Source organism: Mycobacterium sp. 663a-19 (genome assembly GCF_035616495.1).
Classification (GTDB): Bacteria; Actinomycetota; Actinomycetes; order Mycobacteriales; family Mycobacteriaceae; genus Mycobacterium.
This window is the reverse complement of record NZ_JAPJAV010000004.1, coordinates 188,549-213,227: the sequence shown is the minus strand read 5'-3', so window position 1 is coordinate 213,227 and position 24,679 is coordinate 188,549. Positions and strand designations below refer to the sequence as shown.

General features: G+C 67.5%; 20 protein-coding genes. 11 read left to right on the top strand and 9 right to left on the bottom strand.

Annotated features, from left to right (window positions below; translation table 11 throughout):
• Positions 1 to 46: 46 nt before the first annotated feature.
• Positions 47 to 922: a universal stress protein gene (locus OQ968_RS09705; RefSeq protein WP_324677095.1), complete on the top strand. Its 876-nt coding sequence runs from the start codon at positions 47 to 49 to the stop codon at positions 920 to 922.
• Here OQ968_RS09705 and OQ968_RS09700 read toward each other — a convergent pair.
• Positions 919 to 1,698 carry a universal stress protein gene (locus tag OQ968_RS09700; RefSeq protein WP_324677093.1) on the bottom strand — a complete coding sequence of 260 codons (780 nt, stop codon included), beginning with the start codon at positions 1,696 to 1,698 and terminating at the stop codon, positions 919 to 921. The genes OQ968_RS09705 and OQ968_RS09700 overlap by 4 nt on opposite strands.
• 151 nt (positions 1,699 to 1,849) lie before the next feature.
• Positions 1,850 to 5,533 carry a trehalose-phosphatase gene (gene otsB, locus OQ968_RS09695; protein ID WP_324677091.1) on the bottom strand — a complete coding sequence of 1,228 codons (3,684 nt, stop codon included), beginning with the start codon at positions 5,531 to 5,533 and terminating at the stop codon, positions 1,850 to 1,852.
• Between the two features lie 142 nt (positions 5,534 to 5,675).
• On the opposite strand from otsB, the gene OQ968_RS09690 reads away from it, so the two are divergent.
• The 6 genes from OQ968_RS09690 to OQ968_RS09665 all read left to right on the top strand — a co-directional run bounded on the left by OQ968_RS09690 (position 5,676) and on the right by OQ968_RS09665 (position 13,482).
• A complete protein-coding gene (locus tag OQ968_RS09690) occupies positions 5,676 to 6,560 on the top strand; it encodes a universal stress protein (RefSeq protein WP_324677089.1) in 885 nt (294 codons plus the stop codon).
• Between the two features lie 73 nt (positions 6,561 to 6,633).
• Positions 6,634 to 8,946 carry a phosphoenolpyruvate synthase gene (ppsA, locus tag OQ968_RS09685; RefSeq protein WP_324677087.1) on the top strand — a complete coding sequence of 771 codons (2,313 nt, stop codon included), beginning with the start codon at positions 6,634 to 6,636 and terminating at the stop codon, positions 8,944 to 8,946.
• 107 nt (positions 8,947 to 9,053) lie between these two features.
• On the top strand, positions 9,054 to 10,043 hold the full coding sequence (locus OQ968_RS09680; protein ID WP_324677085.1) for an Acg family FMN-binding oxidoreductase: 990 nt from the start codon (positions 9,054 to 9,056) through the stop codon (positions 10,041 to 10,043).
• A 25-nt stretch (positions 10,044 to 10,068) separates the two neighbouring features.
• Positions 10,069 to 11,172, top strand: coding sequence for a 3-oxoacyl-ACP synthase III family protein (locus OQ968_RS09675; RefSeq protein ID WP_324677083.1), 1,104 nt, complete (start codon positions 10,069 to 10,071; stop codon positions 11,170 to 11,172).
• The gene (locus OQ968_RS09670; protein WP_324677081.1) at positions 11,156 to 12,067 is read left to right on the top strand and encodes a 3-oxoacyl-ACP synthase; all 912 of its coding nucleotides are present in this window, start codon (positions 11,156 to 11,158) and stop codon (positions 12,065 to 12,067) included. Before OQ968_RS09675 ends, OQ968_RS09670 begins: the two co-directional genes overlap by 17 nt.
• Positions 12,055 to 13,482, top strand: a complete 1,428-nt coding sequence (locus OQ968_RS09665; RefSeq protein WP_324677079.1) for a wax ester/triacylglycerol synthase family O-acyltransferase — start codon at positions 12,055 to 12,057, stop codon at positions 13,480 to 13,482. The genes OQ968_RS09670 and OQ968_RS09665 overlap by 13 nt, the downstream gene beginning before the upstream one ends.
• A gap of 148 nt (positions 13,483 to 13,630) precedes the next feature.
• On the opposite strand, the gene OQ968_RS09660 is transcribed toward OQ968_RS09665, so the two are convergent.
• Positions 13,631 to 15,094 carry a multicopper oxidase family protein gene (locus OQ968_RS09660; protein ID WP_324677077.1) on the bottom strand — a complete coding sequence of 488 codons (1,464 nt, stop codon included), beginning with the start codon at positions 15,092 to 15,094 and terminating at the stop codon, positions 13,631 to 13,633.
• A gap of 89 nt (positions 15,095 to 15,183) precedes the next feature.
• Here OQ968_RS09660 and OQ968_RS09655 point away from each other — a divergent pair, with 89 nt between their 5' ends.
• A complete protein-coding gene (locus OQ968_RS09655; RefSeq protein ID WP_324677075.1) occupies positions 15,184 to 15,966 on the top strand; it encodes an SDR family oxidoreductase in 783 nt (260 codons plus the stop codon).
• Positions 15,967 to 16,039: 73 nt separating this feature from the next.
• Here the strand turns inward: OQ968_RS09655 and OQ968_RS09650 are convergent, their stop codons facing one another.
• The 6 genes from OQ968_RS09650 to OQ968_RS09625 form a co-directional block, all read right to left on the bottom strand.
• Positions 16,040 to 18,952, bottom strand: a complete 2,913-nt coding sequence (locus tag OQ968_RS09650) for an MMPL family transporter (protein WP_324677073.1) — start codon at positions 18,950 to 18,952, stop codon at positions 16,040 to 16,042.
• Positions 18,949 to 19,365 carry an MmpS family transport accessory protein gene (locus OQ968_RS09645; protein ID WP_420715881.1) on the bottom strand — a complete coding sequence of 139 codons (417 nt, stop codon included), beginning with the start codon at positions 19,363 to 19,365 and terminating at the stop codon, positions 18,949 to 18,951. The genes OQ968_RS09650 and OQ968_RS09645 overlap by 4 nt, the downstream gene beginning before the upstream one ends.
• A gap of 286 nt (positions 19,366 to 19,651) precedes the next feature.
• Positions 19,652 to 20,260 carry a TetR family transcriptional regulator gene (locus OQ968_RS09640; RefSeq protein ID WP_324677069.1) on the bottom strand — a complete coding sequence of 203 codons (609 nt, stop codon included), beginning with the start codon at positions 20,258 to 20,260 and terminating at the stop codon, positions 19,652 to 19,654.
• A 34-nt stretch (positions 20,261 to 20,294) separates the two neighbouring features.
• Positions 20,295 to 21,251 (bottom strand): alpha/beta hydrolase, encoded by a 957-nt coding sequence (locus tag OQ968_RS09635; RefSeq protein ID WP_324677067.1) that lies wholly within the window; start codon positions 21,249 to 21,251, stop codon positions 20,295 to 20,297.
• A 2-nt stretch (positions 21,252 to 21,253) separates the two neighbouring features.
• Positions 21,254 to 21,853: a methylated-DNA--[protein]-cysteine S-methyltransferase gene (locus OQ968_RS09630; protein ID WP_324677065.1), complete on the bottom strand. Its 600-nt coding sequence runs from the start codon at positions 21,851 to 21,853 to the stop codon at positions 21,254 to 21,256.
• Positions 21,840 to 22,352 (bottom strand): RNA polymerase sigma factor, encoded by a 513-nt coding sequence (locus OQ968_RS09625; RefSeq protein WP_324677063.1) that lies wholly within the window; start codon positions 22,350 to 22,352, stop codon positions 21,840 to 21,842. Before OQ968_RS09625 ends, OQ968_RS09630 begins: the two co-directional genes overlap by 14 nt.
• A gap of 144 nt (positions 22,353 to 22,496) precedes the next feature.
• Here OQ968_RS09625 and OQ968_RS09620 point away from each other — a divergent pair, with 144 nt between their 5' ends.
• The 3 genes from OQ968_RS09620 (at position 22,497) to OQ968_RS09610 (ending at position 24,666) form a co-directional block, all read left to right on the top strand.
• Positions 22,497 to 23,171 (top strand): alpha/beta hydrolase family protein, encoded by a 675-nt coding sequence (locus OQ968_RS09620; RefSeq protein ID WP_324677062.1) that lies wholly within the window; start codon positions 22,497 to 22,499, stop codon positions 23,169 to 23,171.
• Between the two features lie 88 nt (positions 23,172 to 23,259).
• Positions 23,260 to 23,970, top strand: a complete 711-nt coding sequence (locus OQ968_RS09615) for a 2OG-Fe(II) oxygenase (RefSeq protein ID WP_324677060.1) — start codon at positions 23,260 to 23,262, stop codon at positions 23,968 to 23,970.
• A 30-nt stretch (positions 23,971 to 24,000) separates the two neighbouring features.
• Positions 24,001 to 24,666, top strand: a complete 666-nt coding sequence (locus OQ968_RS09610) for a nitroreductase family protein (RefSeq protein WP_324677058.1) — start codon at positions 24,001 to 24,003, stop codon at positions 24,664 to 24,666.
• The last annotated feature ends 13 nt before the right edge of the window (positions 24,667 to 24,679 follow it).

Below are 24,679 nucleotides of genomic sequence, written 5' to 3'. Positions count from 1 at the left end.
GACGCACCGACGCCCGGCCGTGAGGTTTCACCAAAAGGAGTGCGAAATGTCAAGCAGCACAGGAAAACACGGAATACTGGTCTGCGTCGACGGGTCCTCGGCATCTGACGCGGCGGTGGCCTGGGCGGCCCGCGAGGCCACCATGCGCCACCTGCCCATCACGCTGATGCACGCCGTTGCCCCGGTCGTCGTCGGCTGGCCGGCGGGGCAGGTGTATGTCAGCATGCCCGGTTGGCAGCAGGAAACCGCGCAGCAGGTTGTCGACCAGGCGCGCAAAGCGCTCGGCGCCAGCCTGGGTGATGCCGAGCCACCCGAAATACACACGGAGATGGTGTATTCCAACGTTGTGCCGGCACTGATCGAGGCCTCCAAGGACGCTTGGATGGTCGTGGTCGGCAGCCAGGGCCTCGGGGCGTTGGGCCACCTGTTGGTGGGCTCGGTCACCAGCGCGTTGCTTCACCACGCGCACTGCCCGGTCGCGGTGATTCACGATGCGGCCCCCGATCCCGACGCGCCGGTGCTGGTGGGGGTCGATGGGTCACCCGCCTCGGAGAAGGCGTTGACCCTGGCGTTCGATGAGGCGTCCCGCCGAGGTGTCGAGCTGATGGCGCTGCACGCGTGGAGCGATGTGGGCGTGTTTCCGATGCTGGGGATGGACTGGCGCGACAGCGAGGCCAAGGGGGAGGAGATCCTCGCCGAACGCCTCGCCGGCTGGCAAGAACAGTATCCGGATGTGCGCGTGCAGCGATTGATCTTCTGCGACAAGCCCGCCCGGTGGCTCATCCAGGAGTCCGAGCGGGCTCAGCTGGTCGTGGTCGGTAGCCACGGCCGCGGCGGCTTTGCCGGCATGCTGTTGGGTTCGGTCGGCTCCCATGTTGCCCAATCGGCACGGGTGCCGGTGATTGTCGTGCGCGGCGACTAGCGCACCACGAGTACCGAGCAGCCGGACCGCCCGAAGTGCGGGGTGACCGGGCCGACCATCCGCGCGACCTTGTCGGCGTCCCCGCTTGCCACCACCGCGAGTTGCACGGGTTCCTGCGTGCCGGCCAGGAATTCAGCGGCCCCACGTCTGGCGGCGACCGGGCGCACGTGTACCTCGGGATGCGCAGTGACCCAACGGCCCAGCCGGCGGTTCAGCTTGTGGTAGGGAATCTCACCCAAGCTCCATCGCCAGACCCCCATCGCCAGGATCGGCGCCTTTCGAAGGACCGCTTCCCGGAAGCCTTGCTCGAGAACCGCGTCGTTGCCCCGTGAATCGTCGACGACGACGGCGATCGATCCGGCGGGCGGCTCGCCGGCCTCACGGTCCGTCCGAATGACGGCAACCGGGCAGTGTGCGTTCCGGGCGACGGCATCGGCGGTCGAGCCGATGACCTTGCGGGCGACCTGTCCGATCCCCACCGAACCCAGGCAAGCCATGGCCGCGTCACGGGATTCGCCGATCAAACCGCCGGCCGGCGATCCGTGCACGAGGTCGGTTTCGATCTTGACCGACTCGTCCATGGCGTGGAGTGCGGCGGCGGCGGCACGCAGGGCCGTTTCGCCGTACTCGACATCGAGACTGTCATCGTCGGCGGGCGCCTCCGCTCGTCGCTCCGGGATCACGTGGACCAGATGAAGCGGGACGTCACGGCTCGTCGCCTCGGCGACTGCCCACTTCGCCGCGTTGATCGCGGCGTCGGAGCCGTCGATGCCCACGACGATCGCTGATTGCGGATGGTTCATTGCATCCTCCCGGTAGCGGCTAGGGGATACCCGCGGTCACTCGGACACGCTATTGGGCGTCGCCGCGCGCCGGCAGGGCCGTTCGGCCTTCCTTTTTCGGGCGATGGTCACCGGCGGGCTTCGGTCACGCGACCTCGATCGTGCGCCCGGGCTGCAGCTGCTGCACGCGACCGCGGCACTCGACCAGGACCGGTCCGGTGTTCCCGGCCTCGGAGGTCAGCCTCCCGGCTCGTCCGCTGATCCGAAGGTGAACACGCTGGCCGCGGTACACGAACGCGAATCCGATGGGGCCCAGTGACTTAGGCCATTGCGGGTTGAGAATCAGCCGGTCGTCGCGTGTTTCGAGCCCGGTGAAGCACCGCTGCAGCACATCCACGCTGCCGGCCATGGCGGCCAGGTGTATTCCCTCCGAAGTGGTACCGCCCTGGATGTCGACGATGTCGGAGGCGAGCACCTGCACGAAGTACTTCATGGCGTGGTGGCGGTGGGCGCGGGCGATGACCCAGGAGTGGACCAGCGAGCTCAGGGTCGACCCGTCCGAGGTGCGCGCGAGGTAGTAATCGATGGTCTTCGGGATCTGCTCGGGCGCGAACCGGTAACCAAGCCGGCCGAACAACCCCAGCAATTCCTCGGACGACAGCAGGTAGAACAGCATCAGCACGTCGGCCTGCTTGGACGCCTTGTAGTTGTTCACGCTGTCGTTTTCGGCTTCCAGGATGCGATCGAGCCGCTGAATGTTCCCGTACCGCTGCCGATACTGATCCCAATCCAGTTCCGCCAGCTCGGAATAGCCCTCGAACTGACTGATCACGTCGTCGTGGAAGGGGACGAACATTCGCCGCGTCACGCGGTCCCACCGCTGGAGTTCCTCCGCGGTCAAATCGACCTTCCCGACAAGGTCGAGCCGGTCGCGCAGCGGCAGTAGGCGCAGTGTGTCCATCGCCCGCAGGATCACCCAGACCGCCATCACATTGGTGTAGGCGTTGTTGTCTATCCCGTCGTATTCCTTGCCCGGGTAGCCCGAATGGAACTCGTCGGGCCCGATGATTCCCCGGATCATGTAGCGTCCGCGGCTGTCGTCGAAACTGGCCAGGCCCACCCAGAACCGCGCGATCTCGACCAGCATCTCGGCCCCGTAGTCGACGAGGAACTGCCGGTCGCCGGTCACCTGGTAGTGCTGCCATGCGTTGTAGGCGATCGCGAGACCGACGTGATGTGCGCGCGCGCTGGCATCGGGGTTCCACCGGCCGGACTCGGGATTGAGGTGCAGTTCCTGGCTGACCTCGCAGCCGTCGCTGCCCGATTGCCACGGATACATCGCCCCGAGGTAGCCCGCCGCGCGCGCCGCGCGCCTCGCCTCGGGAAGCCGCCGATACCGGTAGAGCAGCAGCGATCGGGCAACGTTCGGCATCCGGATGCTCAGCACGGGGGAGACGAAGAGCGAGTCCCAGAAGACGTGCCCGCGGTAGGCCTCACCATGCAGCCCGCGGGCGGGAACCCCGGCGTCGAGCTCGGCGGTGTGCGGCGAAAGGGTCTGCAGCACATGCACCAAATGCAGCCGCAGAACCCGTAACGCGTCGGTGTTGTCGGCCAGGCCGACGTGGCACTGCTCCCACAGCCGTGCCCACGCCCGGGCGTGCTCGGCGTGCAGTTCCTCGTATCGGCCCGCCCCGTCGAGGTAGCGCTGCGCGGCGCTCGCCGGTTCCGATATCGCGGGGTCGCGACCGGTGAAGATCATCGCCACCTTCTCGCACGTGACGGACTGCCCGTCGGACAGCGCGACCTGGATGTCGTGCCCGCCCCGGTTGTCTTCCTGCACGATGGTGTACCGGGCATCGGCCAGGGCGCCGTCGCACCAGACGGTGCTGCGCGCGCCGACCGCGATCGCGATGCGTGACTGCGACGTTTCGGTGCGCAGTATCACCGCGTCGGGAGTTACCTCGTCGATGGCCGCTGGCGCGAGGTGCGTGCTCGACAGCGAACGATAGCGTTCGACCATGGTGTTTTGCACACCGCCGTCGAGCAGGGACCTGAATTCGACCGTGCCGGACCAGTTTTCGGCGACGATGGTGGTCTGCAGGGCGAGCACGTGCGGCTCGTGCATCGAGGCGAACCGTTGCTGGGTCAGCGCCGTGACTTGGCCGGCGCCGTCCCGAAATCGCAGTGTCCGGGTCAGCGTCGCGTGCCGCAGGTCGAATGTCTGTCGGTAGAACAACAATTCGACGTCGTCGACGTGAAACCACGGCCCGCCATTTATCCGGAACGTCAGCGACAGCCAGTTGGGCAGGTTGACCAGGCTTTCGTTTTCGATCGTCCGGCCGGCGACCCGATCGGACAACGTGTTGTACACGCCACTGGCGTAGGTGCCGGGGTAATGCGCCTCGGACGCCGCCGCCTCCGGTGCGCAGCCGCGGGTGGCGACATAGCCGTTGCCGACGGTGCACAGCGCCTCGCGTAGCCGCTCACTGTTGGGGTCGTAGCCCTCGTAGACGAGTTCCCAGGGATCGCTCGGCGCGGTCGCCGCCCTCTCCAGGTCGTCCGCCAGCTGTCGAATGAACACACACGCCGTTGCGGGGCTTTCGAGGCTGAATTGCGCAGCGGACGGGCGATCGCCGTGTTCCCGATGTCGCACCACGATTCCCACGCCGTCGAATTGGATCGCGTCGAAGGCGTCCTCGTCGGAGATGTCGTCGCCGAGGTAAATCGGCAACACCGCGCCGGAGTTCGCGGGCTCGGTTCCACCGACCTGGTCGAGGAGCCAGTTGAGCGTTGAGCCCTTGTCCCAATCCACGTCGGGGCGCAGTTCGATGACCTTCCGGCCGGTGGTGACCCGCAAACCCAGGGCGCGCCCGATGTTTCGGACGGTCGCGACGACGTGGTCGACGTCCGCCGGATCGGTGTTGCGGTAATGGACGGCGACCGCAAAGCGCTTGTGCTCCACGAGTATTCCCGAGACATCACTCAGCGTCTCGGCCAATCGGGTGGCGGCGCGCTCCAGGGTGTCGACGACGTCGGCAGCGGCGTTCTCGTGGTGACTGCCGTCCGGCGCGACCAGTTCGAAGCCGTGGCTGCCGGCGTACCACAGTCCGTCCACCTTGACCCGCTGACGAATATCGGACAGGTCGCGGCCACTGATCACCGCGACGGGGCACTGCGCGGCCAGCGCGCGCAGCGCCTCGTCGGCGCCCTCGACCGGTGTGGCCGACTCCGGCTGCTCGACGATGTCGGACAGCGTGCCGTCGAAGTCGAGGAACACCGCCGGCCGCCGGCCCGCCACCAGTTCCTTGAGCTGGGTGTAGACCTGCAAGGCGTCGGCGATGGTCGACATGGCGGCGTCACCGCTGCGCACCGAGATCTCGGCGAGGCCCGCGATGACGGTGTCGGCACCGCTGGACAGCAGGTCGTCGGCGCGTCCGTTTCGGGCGAGACCGATGACCAGGCTGAAACCCGCGTCGCCACCGGCTCGCACGGCAGCCGGCTCGCAGGCGATGAGCACGCAACGGCCGGGACTGATCCCAAGCTGGCTTGTCGCCCGGGTCAGCACCGAGGGCTCCCCGATGGCCACGCCGTTGTCGACGGTGATGCTGGCAAGACCGTCGAAACCCGCGGCGCGCAGAGTCTCAGCGCAATCCCGGGTCGACGAGTAGACCGCTGTGGCGATACCGCCGTCGCGCAACCGGCGCAGGAATGGGACCGCCGAATCGAATGCCTGAAGTTGGCCCTTCTCAGGCTCGATGACCACGCAGTCCAGGTCGAGGATCACCGCGTCGTGGTAGCGCCTGTCGATGGTGACGGGCCATTCGGTCACCTCTGTGACGATGCCACAGCGCCGGCCCCGATCAAGGGCTGGCGACCGATGAAGGCCTCTCGTCCATGCGGTTGAGGACGAAAGTCTCCTGACCGGCGGGCGTCCGGGCAATAGCGTTTGCTGTGACCGAGGGAGAACGAAAATGCCTGGATCCGAGAAGCGATACGGCATCGTCGTCGGGGTCGACGGATCACCCGCGTCGAACTTCGCCGTCTGCTGGGCCGCGCGCGACGCGGCGCTGCGTCATGTCCCGCTGACCTTGGTTCACATGGTGAACGCCACGACGATGTGGCCGCAGGTGCCGATGTCTGCCGAGGCCCTGGCGTGGCAGGAGGACGACGGCCGCCGTGTCCTGGAGGAGGCGGTCAAGATCGCCGAGGACGCCACCAAGACGTCCCGGAGGATCGAGATCTCCCGCGAGCTAAGGCAATCACCGCCCGTACCGACGTTGGCCGAGATGTCCGAAGAGGCGGAGATGGTCGTCGTCGGCAGCACCGGGCGCGGAGCGGTCGCCCGGGTGCTGCTCGGTTCGGTCAGCTCCGGTGTGGTCCGCCGCGCGAGCTGCCCCGTCGCGGTCGTTCGCGACGAAGACCCGTTGATGCCTTATCCGCTTCATGCGCCCGTGCTGGTGGGAATCGATGGGTCGCCGGCCTCGGAGCAGGCGACGGCCATCGCCTTCGACGAAGCGTCGCGCCGCGGCGTCGACCTCGTCGCACTGCACGCGTGGAGCGACGTCGAGATTTTCGAACTCCCCGGGTCGGACTGGTCGGCGGTGCGCGGAGAGGCCGAGCGCAGCCTGGCCGAGCGTCTGGCCGGGTGGCAGGAGCGCTACCCCGATGTCACCGTGCACCGGACCGTCGTTTGCGACCGCCCGGCGCGTCAGCTGGTCGAGCAGTCGGAATCGGCCCAGTTGGTCGTCGTGGGCAGCCACGGCCGCGGCGGCCTGACCGGCGTGCTGCTGGGTTCGGTCAGCAACGCCGTCGTGCATTCGGTGCGCATGCCCGTGATCGTGGCCCGGGCGTCGTGAGGCGCCACGAAATGTTCGGTGACCGAGCGTACGTCGCCCGGGACGGTCGATCGTGATTTCAGAAGGAGTAGAAATGGCAACCAAAACACTCGCCGGCCAGTACGTCTCGGATATCGCGGCGTTGCGCCTAGCGGATTCCGAGGAGGCCGGCGGCAAGGGTGCCAACATGGGCGAGCTGGTGGCGGCGGGGCTTCCGGTGCCGCCGGGATTCGTCCTGATGCGCAGCAGCTACCTGGCTTCCATGCAGGCGGGCGGCGTCGACGCGGAGCTCGCGGCGCTGCATCGCGAGGCCCTGGCCCAGGTTGACAACAGTGCTCGCCTGGCCGAGCTCTGCCAACGGATGCGGAAGCTGGTGAAGGAGGCCGGTCTGAGCGAGGACGTGCGCGATCAGCTCCTCGACTCCTACGGTGCGCTCGGGCCGGATTGTGTTGTGGCCGTGCGGTCTTCGGCTACCGGGGAGGACGGCCGCGACGCGTCGTTTGCCGGCATGAATCAGACGGTGACGAACGTGGTGGGTGAGGACGCGCTCATCGATGCGGTGAAGACGTGCTGGGCTTCGTTGTTCAGCCCCCGCGTGATCACCTATCGGGCCAGCAGGGGATTCGGCGCCGACCCCGCGATGGCCGTGGTCGTGCAGCAGATGATCGCCTCCGAGCAGTCGGGGGTCGCGTTCACCACCGATCCCAGCACGAAGGAAGCGAGCCACATCGTCATCGAGGCCGCCCAAGGCCTGGGTGAGGTCGTGGTGTCCGGGAAGGTCCAGCCCGACACCTACGTCGTCGACAAGAAGACGCTGGAAGTGCTCGACGTCAAGGTCGGCTACCAGGCATTCAAGATCGTGCGCGGTCCCGACGGCCACGACGCCGTCGTTGATCTGAGCCCCGCAGAGGCCGAAGCGCGCGTCCTCGACGACACGTCGTTGCGCCGCATCGCCGAACTGGCGATCGCGGTCGAGGCGCACCACGGTTGCCCGCAGGACGTGGAATGGGCGATTGCCGACGGCAAGACCTGGCTGGTGCAAGCCAGGCCCATCACCACGTTGGACACCGGCACACCCGATGGCTCCGATGCAACCGGTGTCCTGGTCCGCGGCCTGCCCGCGGCGCCGGGGTCGGCCTCCGGGCGGGTGCGGGTCCTGCGCACTCCGGACGAGGGCAACCGGCTGGTCGACGGCGAAATCCTGGTCGCCCCGATGACCAATCCGGATTGGCTTCCGGCCATCCGGCGCGCGGCGGCGCTGGTGACCGAGACCGGCGGCATGACGTGCCACGCGGCCATCGTGGCCCGCGAGCTCAGGGTTCCGTGCGTGGTGGGGGCCCGCGATGCGACCCGCATTCTGCGCGACGGCCAGACGGTCACCGTAGACGGTGAGCGGGGCAGCGTCAGCGCCGGCAGCCTGCGCCCCGAGGTTCACGCCTCGACGATCGAGCAGCCGGTGGCGATGGCGGCAAGCCGCGAGACGACGGGCACCAAGATCTATGTCAACCTGGCGATCCCCGACACGGCCGAATCGGTCGCCGCGCAGGATGTCGACGGCGTCGGGTTGCTACGCGCCGAATTCCTGCTCACCCAAGCGCTTTCGGGGCGGCATCCACGCGACCTCATCGCGCGCGGCGAGCAGGCCGACCTGGTCGACGCGGTGGTGGCGTCCATCGGCCGGATCGCGTCGGCCTTCGGGAGCCGGCCGGTCGTCTACCGCGCCACCGACTTCCGAAGCAACGAATTCCGCGGGCTGATCGGTGGCGAGGAGTACGAGCCGGTCGAGCACAACCCGATGATCGGCTACCGGGGGTGCTATCGATACGTCCAAGACCCGCATCTGTTCGGTCTGGAGCTCGAGGCGTTGGCCCGGGTGCGCGAACGGAATCCCAACGTGCACCTGATGATTCCGTTCGTGCGGACGCGGTGGGAACTGGAAGCGTGTCTGTCCCTGGTCGACGCGAGCCCGCTGGGCTCCCAGCGCGGGTTCCATCGCTGGGTGATGGCCGAGGTGCCGTCGGTGATGTACTGGCTTCCCGAGTATATCGGGCTGGGCGTCGACGGCGTTTCCATCGGTAGCAACGACCTGACCCAGCTGATCCTGGGCGTCGACCGCGATTCCGACATCTGCGCCGAGCTGTTCGACGAGTCCGACGGCGCCGTGCTCGATGCCATCGGCCGCATCGTGGCGATAGCGCGCAAACACGGCGTCACCTCATCGCTGTGCGGCCAGGCGCCGTCGACCAACCCGGCCTTCGCGGAACACCTGGTCCGGATGGGCATCACGTCGGTGTCGGTCAACCCGGACGCGGTCGACGCCACCCGGCACACGGTTGCCGCGGCCGAGCGCCGCCTGCTGCTGGAAGCCGCGCGTGGCTCGGGTGATCGCACTGGCCGGGGCGGCTGAGCCGAAGTGGAGTCGAACGGCTTCTCGTTGGGGACCAACGGCCCTGTCAGCGAGCACGCCGAAATTCCTAGTGTTTCAATCACGGACTACTCGAAGCGGTGGTTGATGTGACGACGAAGGCGCCTGACACCCAGGTGATCCGCGACGCGGTGGCCCTGGCGTGTCATGCTCCTTCGCTGCACAACAGTCAGCCGTGGCGCTTTGTCGCCGACGGCGTGGCGCTGCAGTTGTGGGCCGATCCCTACCGGGTGGTGTACGCGATCGACGATGCGCGCCGGGAACTGATTCTGAGTTGCGGCGCGGTCCTCGACCACGTCCGAGTCGGCATGGCCGCCGCGGGCTGGGACAGTGTCACGAAGCGCCTTCCCGACCCGGGCGAACCGAATCATCTTGCGACGCTTCAGTTCCAGCCCACCGAGGCGGTCAGGGAGGCGGATCGGCGGCGGGCGGATGCCATCCTTCACCGCCACACCGACCGGCTGCCGTTCAGCGCGCCCACCGGGTGGCCGGCACTGGTGTCGGCGCTGCGCCGCGCGGTCGCCCCGCACGAGGTGATGCTGCATGTGGTGGCCGACGACGCGCGTCCGGAGCTGGCCGAGGCGTCGCGCGTCACCGAGACGATGCGGCGCTACGACGCCTACTACCAGGACGAGCTTCGTTGGTGGACATCGCCGTTCGCGTCGGACACCCGGCTGCCGGCCGACGAGCTCGTGTCGAGCTCGGACGCGGCCCGCGTCGACATCGCGCGCACGTTTCCCCCGGCCGGTGGCGGGGGGCGCCACGCCACCGTCGACCACGACCAGTCCAAGATCCTGGTGCTGTCCACCCAGCACGACGACGAACGCCTGGACGTGCTGCGCTGCGGCGAGGCGCTGTCGGCGGTGCTGCTGGAGTGCACCATGGCCGGCATGGCCACCTGCACGTTGACCCACATGACCGAGCTCGATGCCAGCCGCGACATCGTGCGGCGGGTGACCGGGAACGTCGGCCGGCCGCAGCTGCTGATCCGGGTCGGCGGATCGCCCGAGATGCACCCCCGAGCCGGCGCCACCTCTCGGCGTCCGCTGACCGAGGTCCTCGAGTTTCGTAATCGATGAGCAGCCGCGAACGGAGGTGTCGCCGATGGCTCGGCATTGGCTGGTGATGGAAGCCGACGGGGAAGGCGCTCCGGCGCCGTTCGTCGCCCGGTTGGCCGGGGCCGGTCGGCACCTGCCCGAGACACACCTCACCACAGACGAATTGATGGCCACTACCCGGCACCGCACCCACATCGACCTGGAACGGTTGACCGGGATCCACGAGCGCCGGGTCTCGGTGGGCGACGAGGATTCGTATAGCCTCGCGACCTCGGCCGCGTTGAACTGTCTGGCCACCGCGGAACAGGACCCCGCGTCGCTCGACGTCGTGATCAGCTGCAGCATCACGAAATTCCGCGGCGGCCTCACCCAGTGGGTCGAGCCCACGATGAGCAGCGCCGTGGCCCGGGGGATAGGGGCACCCCAGGCGATGACCTTCGACGTGTCCAACGCGTGCGCCGGGATGCTCACCGGGGTCACCATTTTGAACAACTGGATCAGGCAGGGGGTCGTCGAGCGGGGCCTGGTCGTCAGCGGGGAGTACATCTCGCAGCTGAGCCACAACGCCGCCCGGCACATCCGCAACATCATGAGCAAGGAACTGGCCTGCCTGACCCTCGGTGACGCCGGCGCGGCGCTGCTGCTCGAGCGGGCGCCCGCGGGGTCCGCGGGGATCACCCTCGCCGGGTTCACCACGGTCGCGGACTACAGCCGGCTCTGCCTGGCCTATCCGCAGGGCCATGACCCGGGCGCGCGGATGTTCACCAACTCGCGCGCCATCCAGAAGGCCGCGATCGCCAACACCCCGCTGCTGTTGAGCGAGGTGCTTGACACCGTTGGCCTTTCGATTCACGACATCGATCATGTGATCACCCACCAGACGTCGGCGCGGGCCATCCGCAAGGGAATGGCGCGCATGTCGGAGTCGTTCGGCGACAGCCCCCGGCACGACGCCGTGATCACCGTCGACCGGTACGGCAACACGGCGTCGACGACTCACACGGTTGCCCTGATCGAGGAACTCGAGGCCGGACACATCGAGCCCAAAGAGACGGTCGCGCTGCTCGCGCTGGCCTCCGGACTGGAGATCGGCGTGGTCTTGTTGACCCTGGACGAGGATTTGGTGAGCCGCTATGGGCACAGTCATTGACCGGGTCGACCTTGCCCATGCGCGGTGGCGCGACCGGCACAGCGCGCTGCACCTCGCGGTGACCGCCGCCAAGGACTGCCTGCGGCGGGCCGAATTGGACGCCGACGAGCTGGATCTCGTGGTCAACGCGGGGATCTACCGCGACCGCAATCTGGGGGAGCCGGCGCTGGCCGCACTCATTCAGGACGACATCGGGGCCAACCCCGAGGATCCGCACGCCGGCGCCCACGGGACGTTCTCGTTCGACATCGCCAACGGCGCGTGCGGGGTGCTGACCGCGCTGCAGATCGTCGACGGATTCCTGCGGACACACAGCATCCACCGCGCGCTCATCGTGGCCAGCGACGCCGATCCCGGCCACGGCATGAGCGAGCACTTTCCGTTTTCGCCCGCCGGGGCGGCGCTGCTGTGCGGCTGGACCGAGGACGATTACGGCCTGAGCCGCGTGTCTTGGGTGAACGCGGACGATGGCCCGGACGGCGCCGAGACATTCTCCGCCACAGTGGGCTTCGCCGACGCGCGCAACGTGCTGCGCTTCAATCAATCGGCCGCCATGGACGAGCGGTTCGCCGCGGCCGCCGCACAGGCGGTGCGCGCGTGCCTGGACGCCCAGTCGGTGCGCTTGGCCGACATCGACCTGATCGTCGCCGCCCCCGCCCGCCCCGAGTTTCGTGCCGCGCTGAGCAGGCTGCTCGACGTGCCCGTTGAAAAGGTCTGCGTCGCAGACGATCAGCGCATGCACACCGCTGCGCTCGCGGCGGCGTACGAACGGGAGGCCGACAGGCTGCCGGAGGGTGCGCGGGTGCTGATCGTGGCCGCCGGCGCGGGCGTTACCGCCGGCGCCGCCTTGTACAACCGGCCGCCGGGAAGGGCAGGGACCACATGGAGCAATTGACGGCGCTGGATGCCACGTTCCTGGAAGTCGAGGACTCCGATCCGCATGTGAGCCTGGCGGTCGGCGGTGTGTCGATCATGGAGGGGCCGGCTCCCAGCTTTGACGAGTTCGTTTCCGCCTTCGCCGAACGCGTGCCTACCATCCCGCGATGCAGGCAGGTGCTGCGCACCCATCCGCTGGACCTGGGGGCGCCCGAATGGGTCGACGACCCACACTTCGACATCTCGCGGCACCTGCACCGGCTGGCGCTGCCGCGACCCGGTGGCGATGCCGAACTGTTCCAGGCGATCGCGGCCATCATGGAGCGGCGCCTCGACCGCGAGCGCCCGCTGTGGGAGTGCTATGTCATCGAGGGGCTGAGCGACGACCGGTGGGCCGTGCTGACCAAGATCCACCACTGCATCGCCGACGGCATCGCGACAACGCAGATGATGGCGCGGTTCGGCGACGACGACGGCGGCGGGGAGACGTTCGCCACCGACCTTCGCGCCGCCCGGGAGCCGGCCCCGGAGGGGCTCCACCTGCCCAGGCCGAGCCAGAACCCGCTGAACTGGGTGCGCAGCGCGCTCGCCGCAGCGGCGGCGGCCGAACACGTCGCGGTGGGCGCGGCTGAATTGACGGCCAACCTGTTCAGCGCCGCACCGGATTCGTCGCTGCATGGGTCGGTCACGACGATGCGACGTTTCAGTGCGGCCCGGGTCCGGTTGGCCGACCTGCAGCAGGTGGCTCGCGCGTTCGACGTGACGTTCAATGACGTCGCGCTGGCCGCCATCACCGACAGCTACCGCAAGATGCTGCTCGACCGCGGCGAACAGCCCAGCCGCAACTCACTGCGGACGCTCGTTCCGGTTTCGGTTCGTCCGACCAACCAGTTCCACGCGACCGACAACCAGGTGTCGGCGATGCTGCCGTTGTTACCGGTCGATGAGGGCGACCCCGTCGAGCAGCTGCGGTTGGTGCACAGCCGCCTTGCCCGGGCCAAGGCCAGCGGCCAGCGCGAAGGGGGGTCGGCGCTGGTGTCGGCGGCCGGGAGCGTCCCATTCGCGTTCTCCGCGTGGGCGATTCGATTGCTTGCGCGGTTGCCCCAACGGGCGGTGGTCGCCTTGGCCACCAACGTTCCGGGGCCACGAAAACAGCAGACGCTGCTGGGCCGTCGGGTGCTGGAGATCCTGCCGATTCCCCCCATCGCCCTTCAGCTGCGCACCGGCATCGCGATGCTGAGCTACGCCGACAAGTTCATCTTCGGCATCACCGGCGACTTCGACACCGCGCCCGACATCGACGCCCTCGCCGCCGGGATCGAGCACGGGGTGGCGCAGTTGGTCGCGGCCAGCCGTAAGCGCAGACGCAAGCAAGCTACGTCAGCTATCGCCGTGAGAGGAGTGGCCGATGATGGCGCCCGCCAGGAGGGCTAACGTGATTGTCCTTCAGTCACACCCGGTTTGGATCGCAGCTCAAAGGTGGGCACGCGAGCGCAGCGAGGCGATGCGCCGTCATCCGTCATTCCGGGCCCACCGCGTAGCCGCGCAGGGCGACAACGGACGGCCCGGGGCCTGACTGCCGCTAACCGGCTTTCAGCAGGGCCATGAACCCGAAGTCCATGTGCAGCTGTTGGTGGCAGTGCAGCAGCGACAGGCCGGGCTGGTCGGCGGTGAAGTCGATGTCGATCGTCTGATAGCCCCCGACCAGTGCGACGTCCTTGCGCAGCCCGGCGCTCGGCATCCCGGCGATGTGGGTGACCTCGAAGGTGTGCCGGTGCAGGTGAATGGGGTGGACGTCGTCGCTGCCGTTGCGTAGCCGCAGCCGGTAGCGGGCACCCAGCTTCAGCTCGAATTGCGGTGTGCCGGTGCGCATGTCGAACGGCGTGTCGTTCAATGTCCACACGTTGAAGCCATCGCGGTCCGCGTTGCGCTTGCCGATCAGCAGCTCGATCGTGTTGTCCGGTGGGGCCACCGTCGCGCCGGGTCGGGTGAAGAGCCGGTAGTCCCACGTGAACGGGGGCGGCGGCGCCCATTGCGGGTCGCCGGTGCTGCCCGCGTATTCGACGACGGTGCCCATCCCGTTGCCGCGGTCATCGTCGGACAAGTCGCCAAGCACCCACTTGCCCGGGTGGCTCATCTCCACGATCGCCGAGACCCGTTCCGCGGCACCGAGCCACAGCACCGGCACCGCAACCGGATTGGGTACCGGGTTGCCGTCGAGGGCGAGAACGGTGAACGCGTGCCCGGGCAGGGCGAGGCTGCGGTTTTCGGTGGCGCTGGCGTTGAGCACGTGCAGGAGCACCCGCTGGCCCTGCGCCACCCTGATCGGTTCGCCATGACCCAGCATGCGCCCGTTGATCGCGAACGCCCGGTAGCCGACCTCGAACCCGTGCGGTTTTCCGGAGGTGAGCGAGGCGGCCATCGCCGCCTCGCCCTTGTCGTACAGCTCCGGGATCGGTTGGCCGGCCAGGAAATTGGTGGCCATGTCGCCGCCCCTGCTGAGGGCGGGCTCGAACTCCTTGAGGGTGAGGAATATTTCTTGGTCGTAGGAGCCGGGATTTTGTCTGGGCTCGATGAAGACCGGGCCGGCCAAGCCGTTGTACTGGCCCAGGCTCAGGTCGGCTCCAGCGACGAGGTGGGTGTGGTAGAAGCGCAACCCCGACGGTCCCGGGGTGAACGACAGCCGGCGCATCCCGTGCGCCGGGATGTAGGGGGTGCCTTCCTCGGCGGAGCCGTCGATATCGACGGGCAGCGTCTGGCCGTGCCAGTGCAGTTGTTCGGGGGTGTCGGTGTCGTTGTGGACATCGACCACGACGGGTTTGCCCTCCGTGAACCGCAGCAGCGGCCCGGGGAACTCGCCGTTGTAGAGCGTGGTCGACACCACCCGGTCGGGCGCCAGCTCCACCAGGCCGTGTCCGATGCGCAGCGTGTAGTCGGCCTTGGCGGGCGGGCCCTGGCGGCCGCATCCCGCCGCGGCGGCGGCCGAACCGCCGGCGGCAAGCACCGCCGCGGCTGCGCCGCGCTTCAGGAATTCGCGCCGGTCCATGCGTGCCACCCAACCATCCGGACCTGGTCATCCATCGATCCGCATATGTATGGTGCCAGTACGCGTACCGACACGACAGGAGAATCGGAGTGGCAGAACGGTTGGCGGGAAAGGTCGCACTCGTCAGTGGCGGTGCGCGGGGGATGGGCGCCTCGCACGTGCGCGCGATGGTGGCCGAGGGGGCCAAGGTGGTGTTCGGCGACATCCTGGACGACGAGGGCAAGGCCGTCGCTGCCGAACTCGGCGAGGCCGTCCGCTATGTACATCTCGACGTCACCCAGCCCGAGCAGTGGGAGGCGGCGGTGAGCACCGCCATCGGCGAGTTCGGCGGCATCGACGTGCTGGTGAACAACGCGGGCATCCTCAACGTCGGCACCTTCGAGGACTACGAGATCTCCGAGTGGCAAAAGATCCTCGACGTGAATCTGACCGGGGTGTTTCTCGGCATCCGCGCGGTGGTGAAGCCCATGAAGGACGCGGGTCAGGGGTCGATCATCAACATCTCGTCGATCGAGGGAATGGCGGGCACCATGGCCTGCCACGGCTACACGGCGAGCAAGTTCGGCGTCCGTGGGCTGACGAAGTCGGCGGCAATGGAGTTGGGGCTCAACGGCATCCGGGTCAACTCGATTCACCCGGGGCTGATCAAGACGCCGATGACGCAATGGGTTCCCGACGACATCTTCCAGACCGCGTTGGGCCGCGCCGCGGACCCCAAGGAGGTCTCCAACCTCGTGGTCTACCTGGCCAGTGACGAATCCAGCTATTCGACCGGCGCGGAGTTCGTCGTCGACGGCGGCACCACGGCCGGCCTGGGCCACAAGGACTTCTCCGCCGTCGACGTCGCCGAACAACCCGAGTGGGTCACGTAGGCATCTTCCGCGAGACTGTAACTATCGACGGTGCTACTCGAGAAACGCGTCGGCAGTTACAGTCTCGCGCGAATCATTGTCGGGCGCCGGCCGTTTCGGGTGCGTTGACCTGTTGCTGCTCGGGTTTCGGCCAGGACGACGGGACCGGGCGTTGCCGGACCCGCTGGGGCCACCAGAACCACTTGCCCAGCAGCGCGGCGATGGACGGCGTCATCAGTGACCGCACGATCAGCGTGTCGAAGAGCAGGCCGAGGCCGATGGTGGTGCCGACCTGACCGATGACCGTCAGCTGGCTGACCGCCATGGTCATCATCGTGAAGGCGAACACCAGTCCCGCCGAGGTGACCACCGAGCCGGTGCCGCCCATCGACCGGATGATGCCGGTGTTCAGGCCGGCGTGGATCTCCTCCTTGAACCGCGCCACCAACAACAGGTTGTAGTCGGCGCCGACGGCCAGCAGGATGATGACCGACATCGCGAGCACCATCCAGTGCAGCTCGATGCCGATCAGGTGCTGCCAGATCAGCACGGAGAGCCCGAACGACGCGCCCAGCGAGAGCAAGACGGTGCCCACGATGACCGCCGACGCCACCACACCCCGGGTGATGATCAGCATGATGATGAAAATCAGGCACAGTGAGGCGATTCCGGCGATCAACAGGTCGTAGTTGTTGCCGTCACTGAGGTCCTTGTAGATGGACGCGGTGCCCGCGAGGTAGATCTTCGAGCCCTCCAGCGGCGTGCCCTTGAGCGCCTCGTACGCGGCCTTCTTGATCGCGCCGATGTGCGAAATGCCTTCCTGCGACATCGGATCGCCGTCATGGCTGATGATGAAGCGCACGGCATGCCCGTCGGGGGAGATGAAATTCTTCATGCCCCGCTTGAACTCGGCGTTGTTGAAGGTCTCCGGGGGCAGGTAGAACGAATCGTCGTTCTTGGACGCGTCGAATGCCTTACCCATGGCGCTGGAGTTCTTCTGCGCCTCGTTCTGCTGATCCTGCAGACCCTTCTGGGTCGAATACATGGTCAGCATCGTCGTTTTCATGGCCTTCATGTTGTCGATCATCGACGGCATCAGCGCCACCATCTGCGGCATCAGGGTGTCGAGGTGATCCATGACGGGCAGCAGGCTCTGGATGTCGTCGGTCATCGTGTCGATACCGTCGAGGGCGTCGAAGACCGAGCGCAGCGACCAGCACACCGGGATGTCGTAGCAGTGCTTCTCCCAGTAGAAGTAGCTGCGGATGGGCCGGAAGAAGTCCTCGAAATCGGCCATCTTGTTCCGCAAGTCGTTGATGTCGATGGTCATGTCATGCATCTTCTGCACCATCACATGCATGTCGTTGGACATCTGCACGGTGATGCTCTGCATCTTGACCATGCTGTCGATCGTTGTCTGCATCATGTCGGCCTGGCGGAGCATGTCGGCCATCTGGTCCTCTTGGTACTTCTGGTTCATCTGCTGGGTGACGCCCTGCATGCTGATCTGGAACGGGATCGAGGTGTGCTCGATCGGCGTGCCCTGCGGCCGGGTGATGGCCTGCACACGGCCGATCCCCGGCACGCGGAAGACCGTCTTCGCGATCTTGTCGATGACCAGGAAGTCAGCGGAGTTCCGCAGATCGTGGTCGCTCTCGATCATCAGCACCTCGGGATTCATGCGCGCCTGCGAGAAGTGCCGGTCCGCGGCGGCGTATCCCTCGTTGGCGGGCAGATCGTCGGGCAGATAGTTGCGGTCGTTGTAGTTGGTGCGGTAACCGGGCAGGGTCAGCAAGCCGACGAGTGCCACGCCGATCGTCATGACCAGAACCGGCCCGGGCCAGCGCACCACGACGGCGCCGACCTTGCGCCACCCCCGAATCCGTTGCGTGCGTTTGGGTTCCAGTGTCTGACGGAAACGCGAGGCCACCGAGATGACGGCGGGGCCCAGCGTCAACGCCGCTCCCACCACGACCACCATGCCGATGGCCAACGGAACGCCCAGCGTCTGGAAATACGGCAGGTTGGTGAAGTGCAGGCAGAACGTCGCGCCGGCGATCGTCAAGCCCGAGCCGGCCACCACGTGCGCGGTGCCCTTGTACATGGTGTAGTACGCGTCTTCCCGGGATTCGCCGATGGAGCGGGCCTCCTGATAACGGCCGATCAAGAAGATCGCGTAGTCGGTGGCTGCCGCGATCGCCAACGTGACCAACAGGTTGGTGGCGAACGTCGACAGCCCGATGATCTTGAAGTAACCCAGGAACGCGACCATTCCGCGGGCGGCCGACAGCTCGAGAACCACCATCAGCAGTGTCAGCAACACCGTGATGACCGAGCGGTAGACCAGCAGCAGCATCCCGATGATGACCGTGAAGGTGGCCGCAGTGATGAGCTGCAGGCTGCGGTCGCCGGCCTCGTGCTGATCCGCCGACAGCGCCGCCGGCCCCGTGACATAGGCCTTCACCCCTTTCGGCGCCGGCACGCTCTTGACGACGTTCTGGACCGCTTCCACCGACTCGTTGGCCAGCGCCTCACCCTGGTTGCCGGCCAGGTAGACCTGGACGTAGGAGGCCTTGCCGTCGTTGCTCTGCGCGCCCGCCCCGGTCAGCGGATCGCTCCACATATCCTGAACGTGCTCAACGTGTTTGGTGTCCGCGTTCAGCTTGCTGACGATCTGGTCGTAGTAGGCGTGGGCGTCGGCGCCCAGGGGGTTCTGGCCCTCCAACACGATCATCACCGAGCTGTTGGACTTGTACTCGTTGAACACCGCGCCCATGCGCTTCGTCGCGACCACCGACTGGGCATCGTCGGGGGCCATCGACACCGACCGCATCTTCCCGACCTCGTCCAGCTGGGGGACCACGACGTTGAGCACCGCGATGATCGCGAGCCAGCCCAGGATGATGGGCACCGCGAACGTTCGGATGAAGCGCGGGATCGATGGCCGCACTGGGTTTTTGGCGACGGGCAGTTCGTCGGTGCCGGCATCGTCGAACGTTGTGCTCATGCGGATTTCACCAGGCAGAAAGTCAGGGCATGCACGCCGTTGGTAATTTTCTCGTCCTTGACTTCGTCGTCGATGGTGATGCGGCAACCGAGGTAGTCACCGTCGCTTTGCGCCGAGAGGTTCGGGAAGACCGAGGGCGCGGTGGTGCTGAGGACCAGCGTCCAAGGCAGCGGCGTCCCGTCGAGCCGTTTCGGGTCGGCGTTGAGATCCAGGTAGTTCACATTGGCGTGGCTGGCCGAACCGAAGACCTCGTACTTGACGACCTTGGGCTTGAACGGCTTGGAATCATCCAGCCGCGGGCTCGTCAGCACGCCGGTGTCGTGCGCCCCGAAGAATGACTTGACCCGGACCACGGCAAAGCCGCCGACCACCAGGACCGCCACGATCAGCAGCGGCAACCACGCGTTTCGCAGAACCTTCGACGTCTGCACTGCGGTGATTCCCTCCCTTACCGCGCAACGGTGATGTGATCGGTCCCAGCATGGGCGTCCGACTTACACGGCCCAGCAACGAAATTCGGCGATTGCCGCGCGTGGCGCACCCGGTCGTCAAGCGCCACTGCTTGTGCACACCGGCCGTCGCACCCGGTACCGCCCCGCGCCCCGCATCGCGGACGCCTCCCCGAGCACCGCAACCAGGCCATAGTACATGATGTGCATTTGTTGCACAGTACGCAATATTCGGCCGCGGTGTTTCAGATCACTTCGTGAAGATGCTGTTGACCAGGGCGGCCGCGCGCTCCACGTACGGCATGGGCGTGTCGTCGGTGTCCTTCAGTTTCCCGCTGGCCCACTTTTCGATACCCGATCGCACCGCCGTCAGGGCCAGCGCGGAGATCAACGCGGCCATCTCGTCGTCGGGACGCATCCCTTGGCGGCGGACGATGATGTCGGTCAACTGATGCTGGAAGCGCTCCAGGTCGGCCAGGAACGCCGCCAGCACCGCCGGGGAGGTCTTGGCCAGTTCCAGCATGTGGGCCGCCTGTTCGCGCGGCGGGGGCACATCGCGCAGATGATGGGCCGCCAGGGTGATCAGCTCCGCCAGCACCACGGAGTAGGGGGCGGGTCCGGCCGCGACGAAATCCGCTACCAGCTCGGGGGGTATGTCCGAGGGGCCATAGGCGATCGCGGACTCCTTATTCGGGAAGTAGTTGAAGAACGTGCGCGTCGAGATGCCGGCCTCGGTACAGATTTCCTCGATGGTCACCTTGTCGAAGCCGCGCTCCAGCGCCAGTCGCACCGCGGCGTCGCGGATGTCCGCGCTGGTCTGGCGGCGACGACGCTCACGCAGACCCACCTGATTGGCCATATCCATATAGTTGCACGTTCTGCACACTTTGCAGTCAATCGGCGCCGACCGGGTTCGGACGGCCCCCGGTGGGTGCGACGAGCGCGGCCCACAGGTGATCGCGTTGGCTGCCGAAGAAGTCGACCGATATCGGGGCCCTGTCGGCGATCTGGTCGAACGCGTGAAACGCGCCGGGAACGATTTCCTCGTGGACGGTCACGCCCGCCGCACGCAGGCGCCGCGCGTACTCCACACACTCCGGATAGAACAGGTCGAGCGTCCCGACGCCGATCCAGGCTGGGGGCAGGCCGGTCAAATCCTCACGGCGAGCGGGCACCGCCTCGTTCGGATCGGCTCCGTCGAGGTACCACCGCCAGGCCAGCTGGTTGTCGGTCTCGGTCCACATGATGCGCTTCTGGCCGTCGGGGTTGGCGCCCGTGCGATCGTCGAGCATCGGGTACACCAGCATCTGGTATGCGAGTTTGACGTCGCCGCGATCGCGCGCCCGCTGCGCGACCGCCGCCGCGAAATGTCCACCGGCACTGGCCCCGCCGACGGCGACGCGATCGGGGTCCACCCATGGCTGGCGCGCCAGCCACAGCAGCGCCGCGTAACAATCGTCGAGCGGCGCGGGATACGGGTGCTCGGGAGCCAGTCGGTATTCCACCGCCGCCACCGCGACACCGGTGAGGCGGGACAGCTTTCGGCAGTACTTGTCGTCCTGCACCGCGGCGCCCATGATGGTGCCCCCGCCGTGAATCCACAGCAGCGCGGGCGCCCGGTCGGGAAGACCGGTCGGACGGTGCAGGCGAACCTTGACGTGCTCGTTCACCGCGACAACCGGTACGTGGCGGATTCGGCCGGCGTTTCCCATCAGCTGCATGAGTGCCCGCTGGACTTTGTAACCGCGGTGCAGGGCGTATCCGCGGGGCAGGAAGCGGGCCACGTTGCGCAGGCCGGGGTCCAACGCCTGCCGCGAGGTGAAGGCGTTGCCGGACAATCTGCCTGCCATGGTCAGGGCCGCTCGAGGTCGAGCAGAACGCGCTTGGCGGCCGGCCCGCCGCGGTAAGCGCCGACGGCTCCGTCGGATCGGACCACCCGGTGGCACGGCACCACGATGGGGATCGGGTTGGTCGCGCACGCGGTGCCGACGGCGCGCACCGCCTTGGGGGAGCCGGACAGACGGGCCAGGGCGGCGTAGCTGGTGGTGGTGCCGTAGCCGACATCGGTGTTGAGGCGTTCCAGCACGGTGCGCCGAAACCCCTGTGACAGCGACCAATCCAGCGCAACGTCGAAGCGCTGCCGGTGACCGGTGAAGAATTCCTCGAGTTGCCGCGCGACCGGATCTAGCCGCGCCGGTGCCTCGAGTACCCGCGGGCTGATGCGCGCGGAGAGGTTCTGCAGCACGCTGTCGTGGCCCTCGCTGGCGAATGCGACCCGCAGCAACCCGAGTGGGGTGGCGGCCAAAAGCAGTGGGCCGACGGCGGAATCCACAGTGCGGTAGGCGATGTCGAGCAGATCGCCGGCTTGTGCGTCCCGCTCCAGGCGGGCGTGCAGCCGCTCGAGATGATCCCGGTCGACGGGGAAGTGCCGGATGAGGTCAGATGCGGTCATCGCTGTTTCCTTGGGGTGTCGTGGGATAGGTGCGTCGCAGTGTGGCGATCCCGTCGGCGGCGGCGCGCCGCGCGGCGGCCACGCTGCTGTCGAGGATCCGCGCGATCTCCGCATAGGGCAGACCGGCCAAGTAGTGGTAGGCGACGGCCTGGCGCTGTTTGGGTGGTAGCGCACCCACCGCGGCGTCGAGGTCGAGATCGTGGGTATCGGCGTGCTCGGGTGCGGGGGAGTCGGGCGGATCGGCAACCGGGATCGCCCGGCGTGACGCGGTGCGGGTGATGTCGATGGCTTTGCGATGAGCGATCGTCACCAGCCACGCCTCGACGTTGGCGTCGGACGGCAGTCGCGGATACGCCTTCAAGGCGGCCAGGAACGTGTCCGACCAGGCGTCGTCGGCGTCGCTGTGGCCGACCACCGCGCGAACGACGCGCAGCACCGTCGCGCCGTGCCGTGCCACGACGGCCTCGAACGGCGGCTTGACGTGCCGATCGGCGCTCACGCTGCAGTCATCGGCAGGCTCGGGTATGCATTCGGGGTCCTCCGTACGGATTAAACAACTTCCCCCACGAAGACGTTGGCGCTCCAAGGAATGTGAGAAGCGATCGCTGATTGGATTCCGCCATGCCCGGGCACACTCGTGTCCGTGAGGACGGTCGAGTACGCCCCGGGACGGTTGGCCGATGTCTTCGGCGATGCGACGCAACTCACGGTCTTGCTGTGGCACGGCATGCAGCCCGATGCGCGCGCCGTCGTGCGCCCCCTTGCCGGTTTGCTCGCCGGCCACGGCGTCGCCGTGGTCGTGCCCGACTGGAACTCTCATGCTCGCGACGGCGGTCGGGCGGATCTGTTGCGGTCGGTCGACTTCGTCCGGCAACGAGCCGCCGACACCGGCGGCATCGTGCTCGTCGGGTGGTCGTTGGGAGGTGCCGCCGCCGCGGGCCTGACGCTGGATGCGACGCGCCTCAATGTGGGTCTCGCACATACGGTTTGCCTGGCCGGTGCGTTCATGGTCCGCGAGCCCATCTCCGGTCGATTCGTGACCGACGGGCTGCTTCGCCAACGGGTCGGCTCCGGGTTCACGCTGCTGCACGGCCTGGCCGACGACGTCGTGCCGGTGGCGACCAGCAGAGCGTTCGCCGCCGGCCTCGAACGCATCGGCTGGCCCGTGGATCTGGCCGAGCTGCCGGCCGACCATGGGACGATCGCCGGCGCCGTGTACGACCCGGTCGCCGATCGCTACGAGCCGGGGGACGGCGGGCCGGCCCACGACGTGGCCGGCGCGGTCGCCGCCCGGATCGCGGCGATACTCGGCCGCTGACCCTCGGTTACGCTGGCGGCCTGAAGCGCAAACGATTCCTGCTGGGCCTCGAGGAGCCGGCGCCCGCGGTGGCCGGCAGGTTGTTTTGATGCCATCGACGTGCCGCCGCGTCGATGCCGCCGACTGGGACGCCGTCGCCGCGGACATGAACGATCTCGGCGGTGCCCTGCTCCCACGGCTGCTGACTACCACCGAGTGCCGCGCGGTCCGCGACCTCTATCCGAACGACAACCTATTTCGCGCCACCGTCGACATGGCTCACCACCGCTACGGGCAGGGCGAATACCGCTACTTCAAACGGCCCTACCCACACCCGATCGACGCACTGAAACAGGCCCTCTACCCCCGGCTTTTGCCGATCGCCCGCGACTGGTGGACCAAGCTGCGCCGCGAACCGCCGTGGCCCGACACTCTCGACGAGTGGCTGGAAATGTGCCACCGCGCCGGACAAACCAAACCCACCGCCCTGATGCTGAAGTACGGGCCCGGGGACTGGAATGCGCTGCATCGAGACCTCTACGGAGACTTGGTCTTTCCGCTGCAGGTCGTCATCAACCTCGACGAGCCCGGCGTGGCGCACACCGGTGGCGAATTCCTGCTCGTCGAGCAACGACCCCGGGCGCAGTCCCGCGGCACGGCCACGACGCTGCCGCGAGGACACGGTTACGTCTTCACGACCAGGGAACGCCCGGTTCGCTCGACGCGGGGATGGTCGGCCGCCGCGGTGCGCCACGGGGTATCCGCCGTCCGCTGCGGCGAGCGCTACACCCTGGGCCTGATCTTTCACGACGCCGCGTGAATGCCGCCCGGCTGGGGCAGCATGATCCTCATGGAGCTCTACGACGTCATGCGATCCACGCCCGCGGTGCGCGAATTCACCGGCGACCCGCTCCCCGACGAGGTTCTCGGACGGATCCTCGACGGCGCCCGGTTCGCACCGACCGGCGGTAATCGGCAGGGCGTGCGCGTCGTCGTGGTTCGCGATCGGGACACCCGGTCGGCCCTGGCGGACCTGGGGCTTGCCGCCGCCCGCCGCTACACCGCGCAGCTCGCCAATGGGGAGTTGCCGTGGAATCCGTTGCAGCCGAGCGCCTTAGACCGATCGACGATCGAGGCGACCGAGCCGCCGCCGCAGATGTCGGCTCCGATGCGGGAGGCGCCGGTGGTGCTGGTGGTCTGCCTGGATCTCGCCGTCGTCGCCGCCACCGATCAGGATCTCGATCGCATCGCCGTGGTACCGGGAGCATCGGTGTACCCGTTCGTGTGGAACGTGTTGCTGGCGGCGCGCAACGAGGGCTACGGCGGCGTGTTGACGACGATGGCCGTGGCTGAGGAGCCGCGCGTCAAGGACCTTCTCGGCGTGCCCGATACGTTCGCCGTCGCCGCGATCGTGCCGCTGGGCAAACCGGTGCGCCAAGTGACGAAGCTGCGGCGGCGGTCCGTCCCCGAGTTCGCTACCCGTGAGCGCTTCGACGGAACGCCCTTCACCGGGTAGTCGTCGGCGATCT

Excerpts from the sequence above, each read along its gene's own strand:
- OQ968_RS09690 (WP_324677089.1), top strand. The coding sequence starts at position 5,676 with ATGCCTGGATCCGAGAAGCGATACGGCATCGTCGTCGGGGTCGACGGA.
- ppsA (WP_324677087.1), top strand. The coding sequence starts at position 6,634 with ATGGCAACCAAAACACTCGCCGGCCAGTACGTCTCGGATATCGCGGCG.
- OQ968_RS09705 (WP_324677095.1), top strand. The coding sequence starts at position 47 with ATGTCAAGCAGCACAGGAAAACACGGAATACTGGTCTGCGTCGACGGG.
- OQ968_RS09670 (WP_324677081.1), top strand. The coding sequence starts at position 11,156 with ATGGGCACAGTCATTGACCGGGTCGACCTTGCCCATGCGCGGTGGCGC.
- OQ968_RS09610 (WP_324677058.1), top strand. The coding sequence starts at position 24,001 with ATGGAGCTCTACGACGTCATGCGATCCACGCCCGCGGTGCGCGAATTC.
- OQ968_RS09640 (WP_324677069.1), bottom strand. The coding sequence starts at position 20,260 with ATGGCCAATCAGGTGGGTCTGCGTGAGCGTCGTCGCCGCCAGACCAGC.
- OQ968_RS09630 (WP_324677065.1), bottom strand. The coding sequence starts at position 21,853 with ATGACCGCATCTGACCTCATCCGGCACTTCCCCGTCGACCGGGATCAT.
- OQ968_RS09635 (WP_324677067.1), bottom strand. The coding sequence starts at position 21,251 with ATGGCAGGCAGATTGTCCGGCAACGCCTTCACCTCGCGGCAGGCGTTG.
- OQ968_RS09665 (WP_324677079.1), top strand. The coding sequence starts at position 12,055 with ATGGAGCAATTGACGGCGCTGGATGCCACGTTCCTGGAAGTCGAGGAC.
- OQ968_RS09650 (WP_324677073.1), bottom strand. The coding sequence starts at position 18,952 with ATGAGCACAACGTTCGACGATGCCGGCACCGACGAACTGCCCGTCGCC.
- OQ968_RS09675 (WP_324677083.1), top strand. The coding sequence starts at position 10,069 with ATGGCTCGGCATTGGCTGGTGATGGAAGCCGACGGGGAAGGCGCTCCG.
- OQ968_RS09660 (WP_324677077.1), bottom strand. The coding sequence starts at position 15,094 with ATGGACCGGCGCGAATTCCTGAAGCGCGGCGCAGCCGCGGCGGTGCTT.
- OQ968_RS09615 (WP_324677060.1), top strand. The coding sequence starts at position 23,260 with ATGCCATCGACGTGCCGCCGCGTCGATGCCGCCGACTGGGACGCCGTC.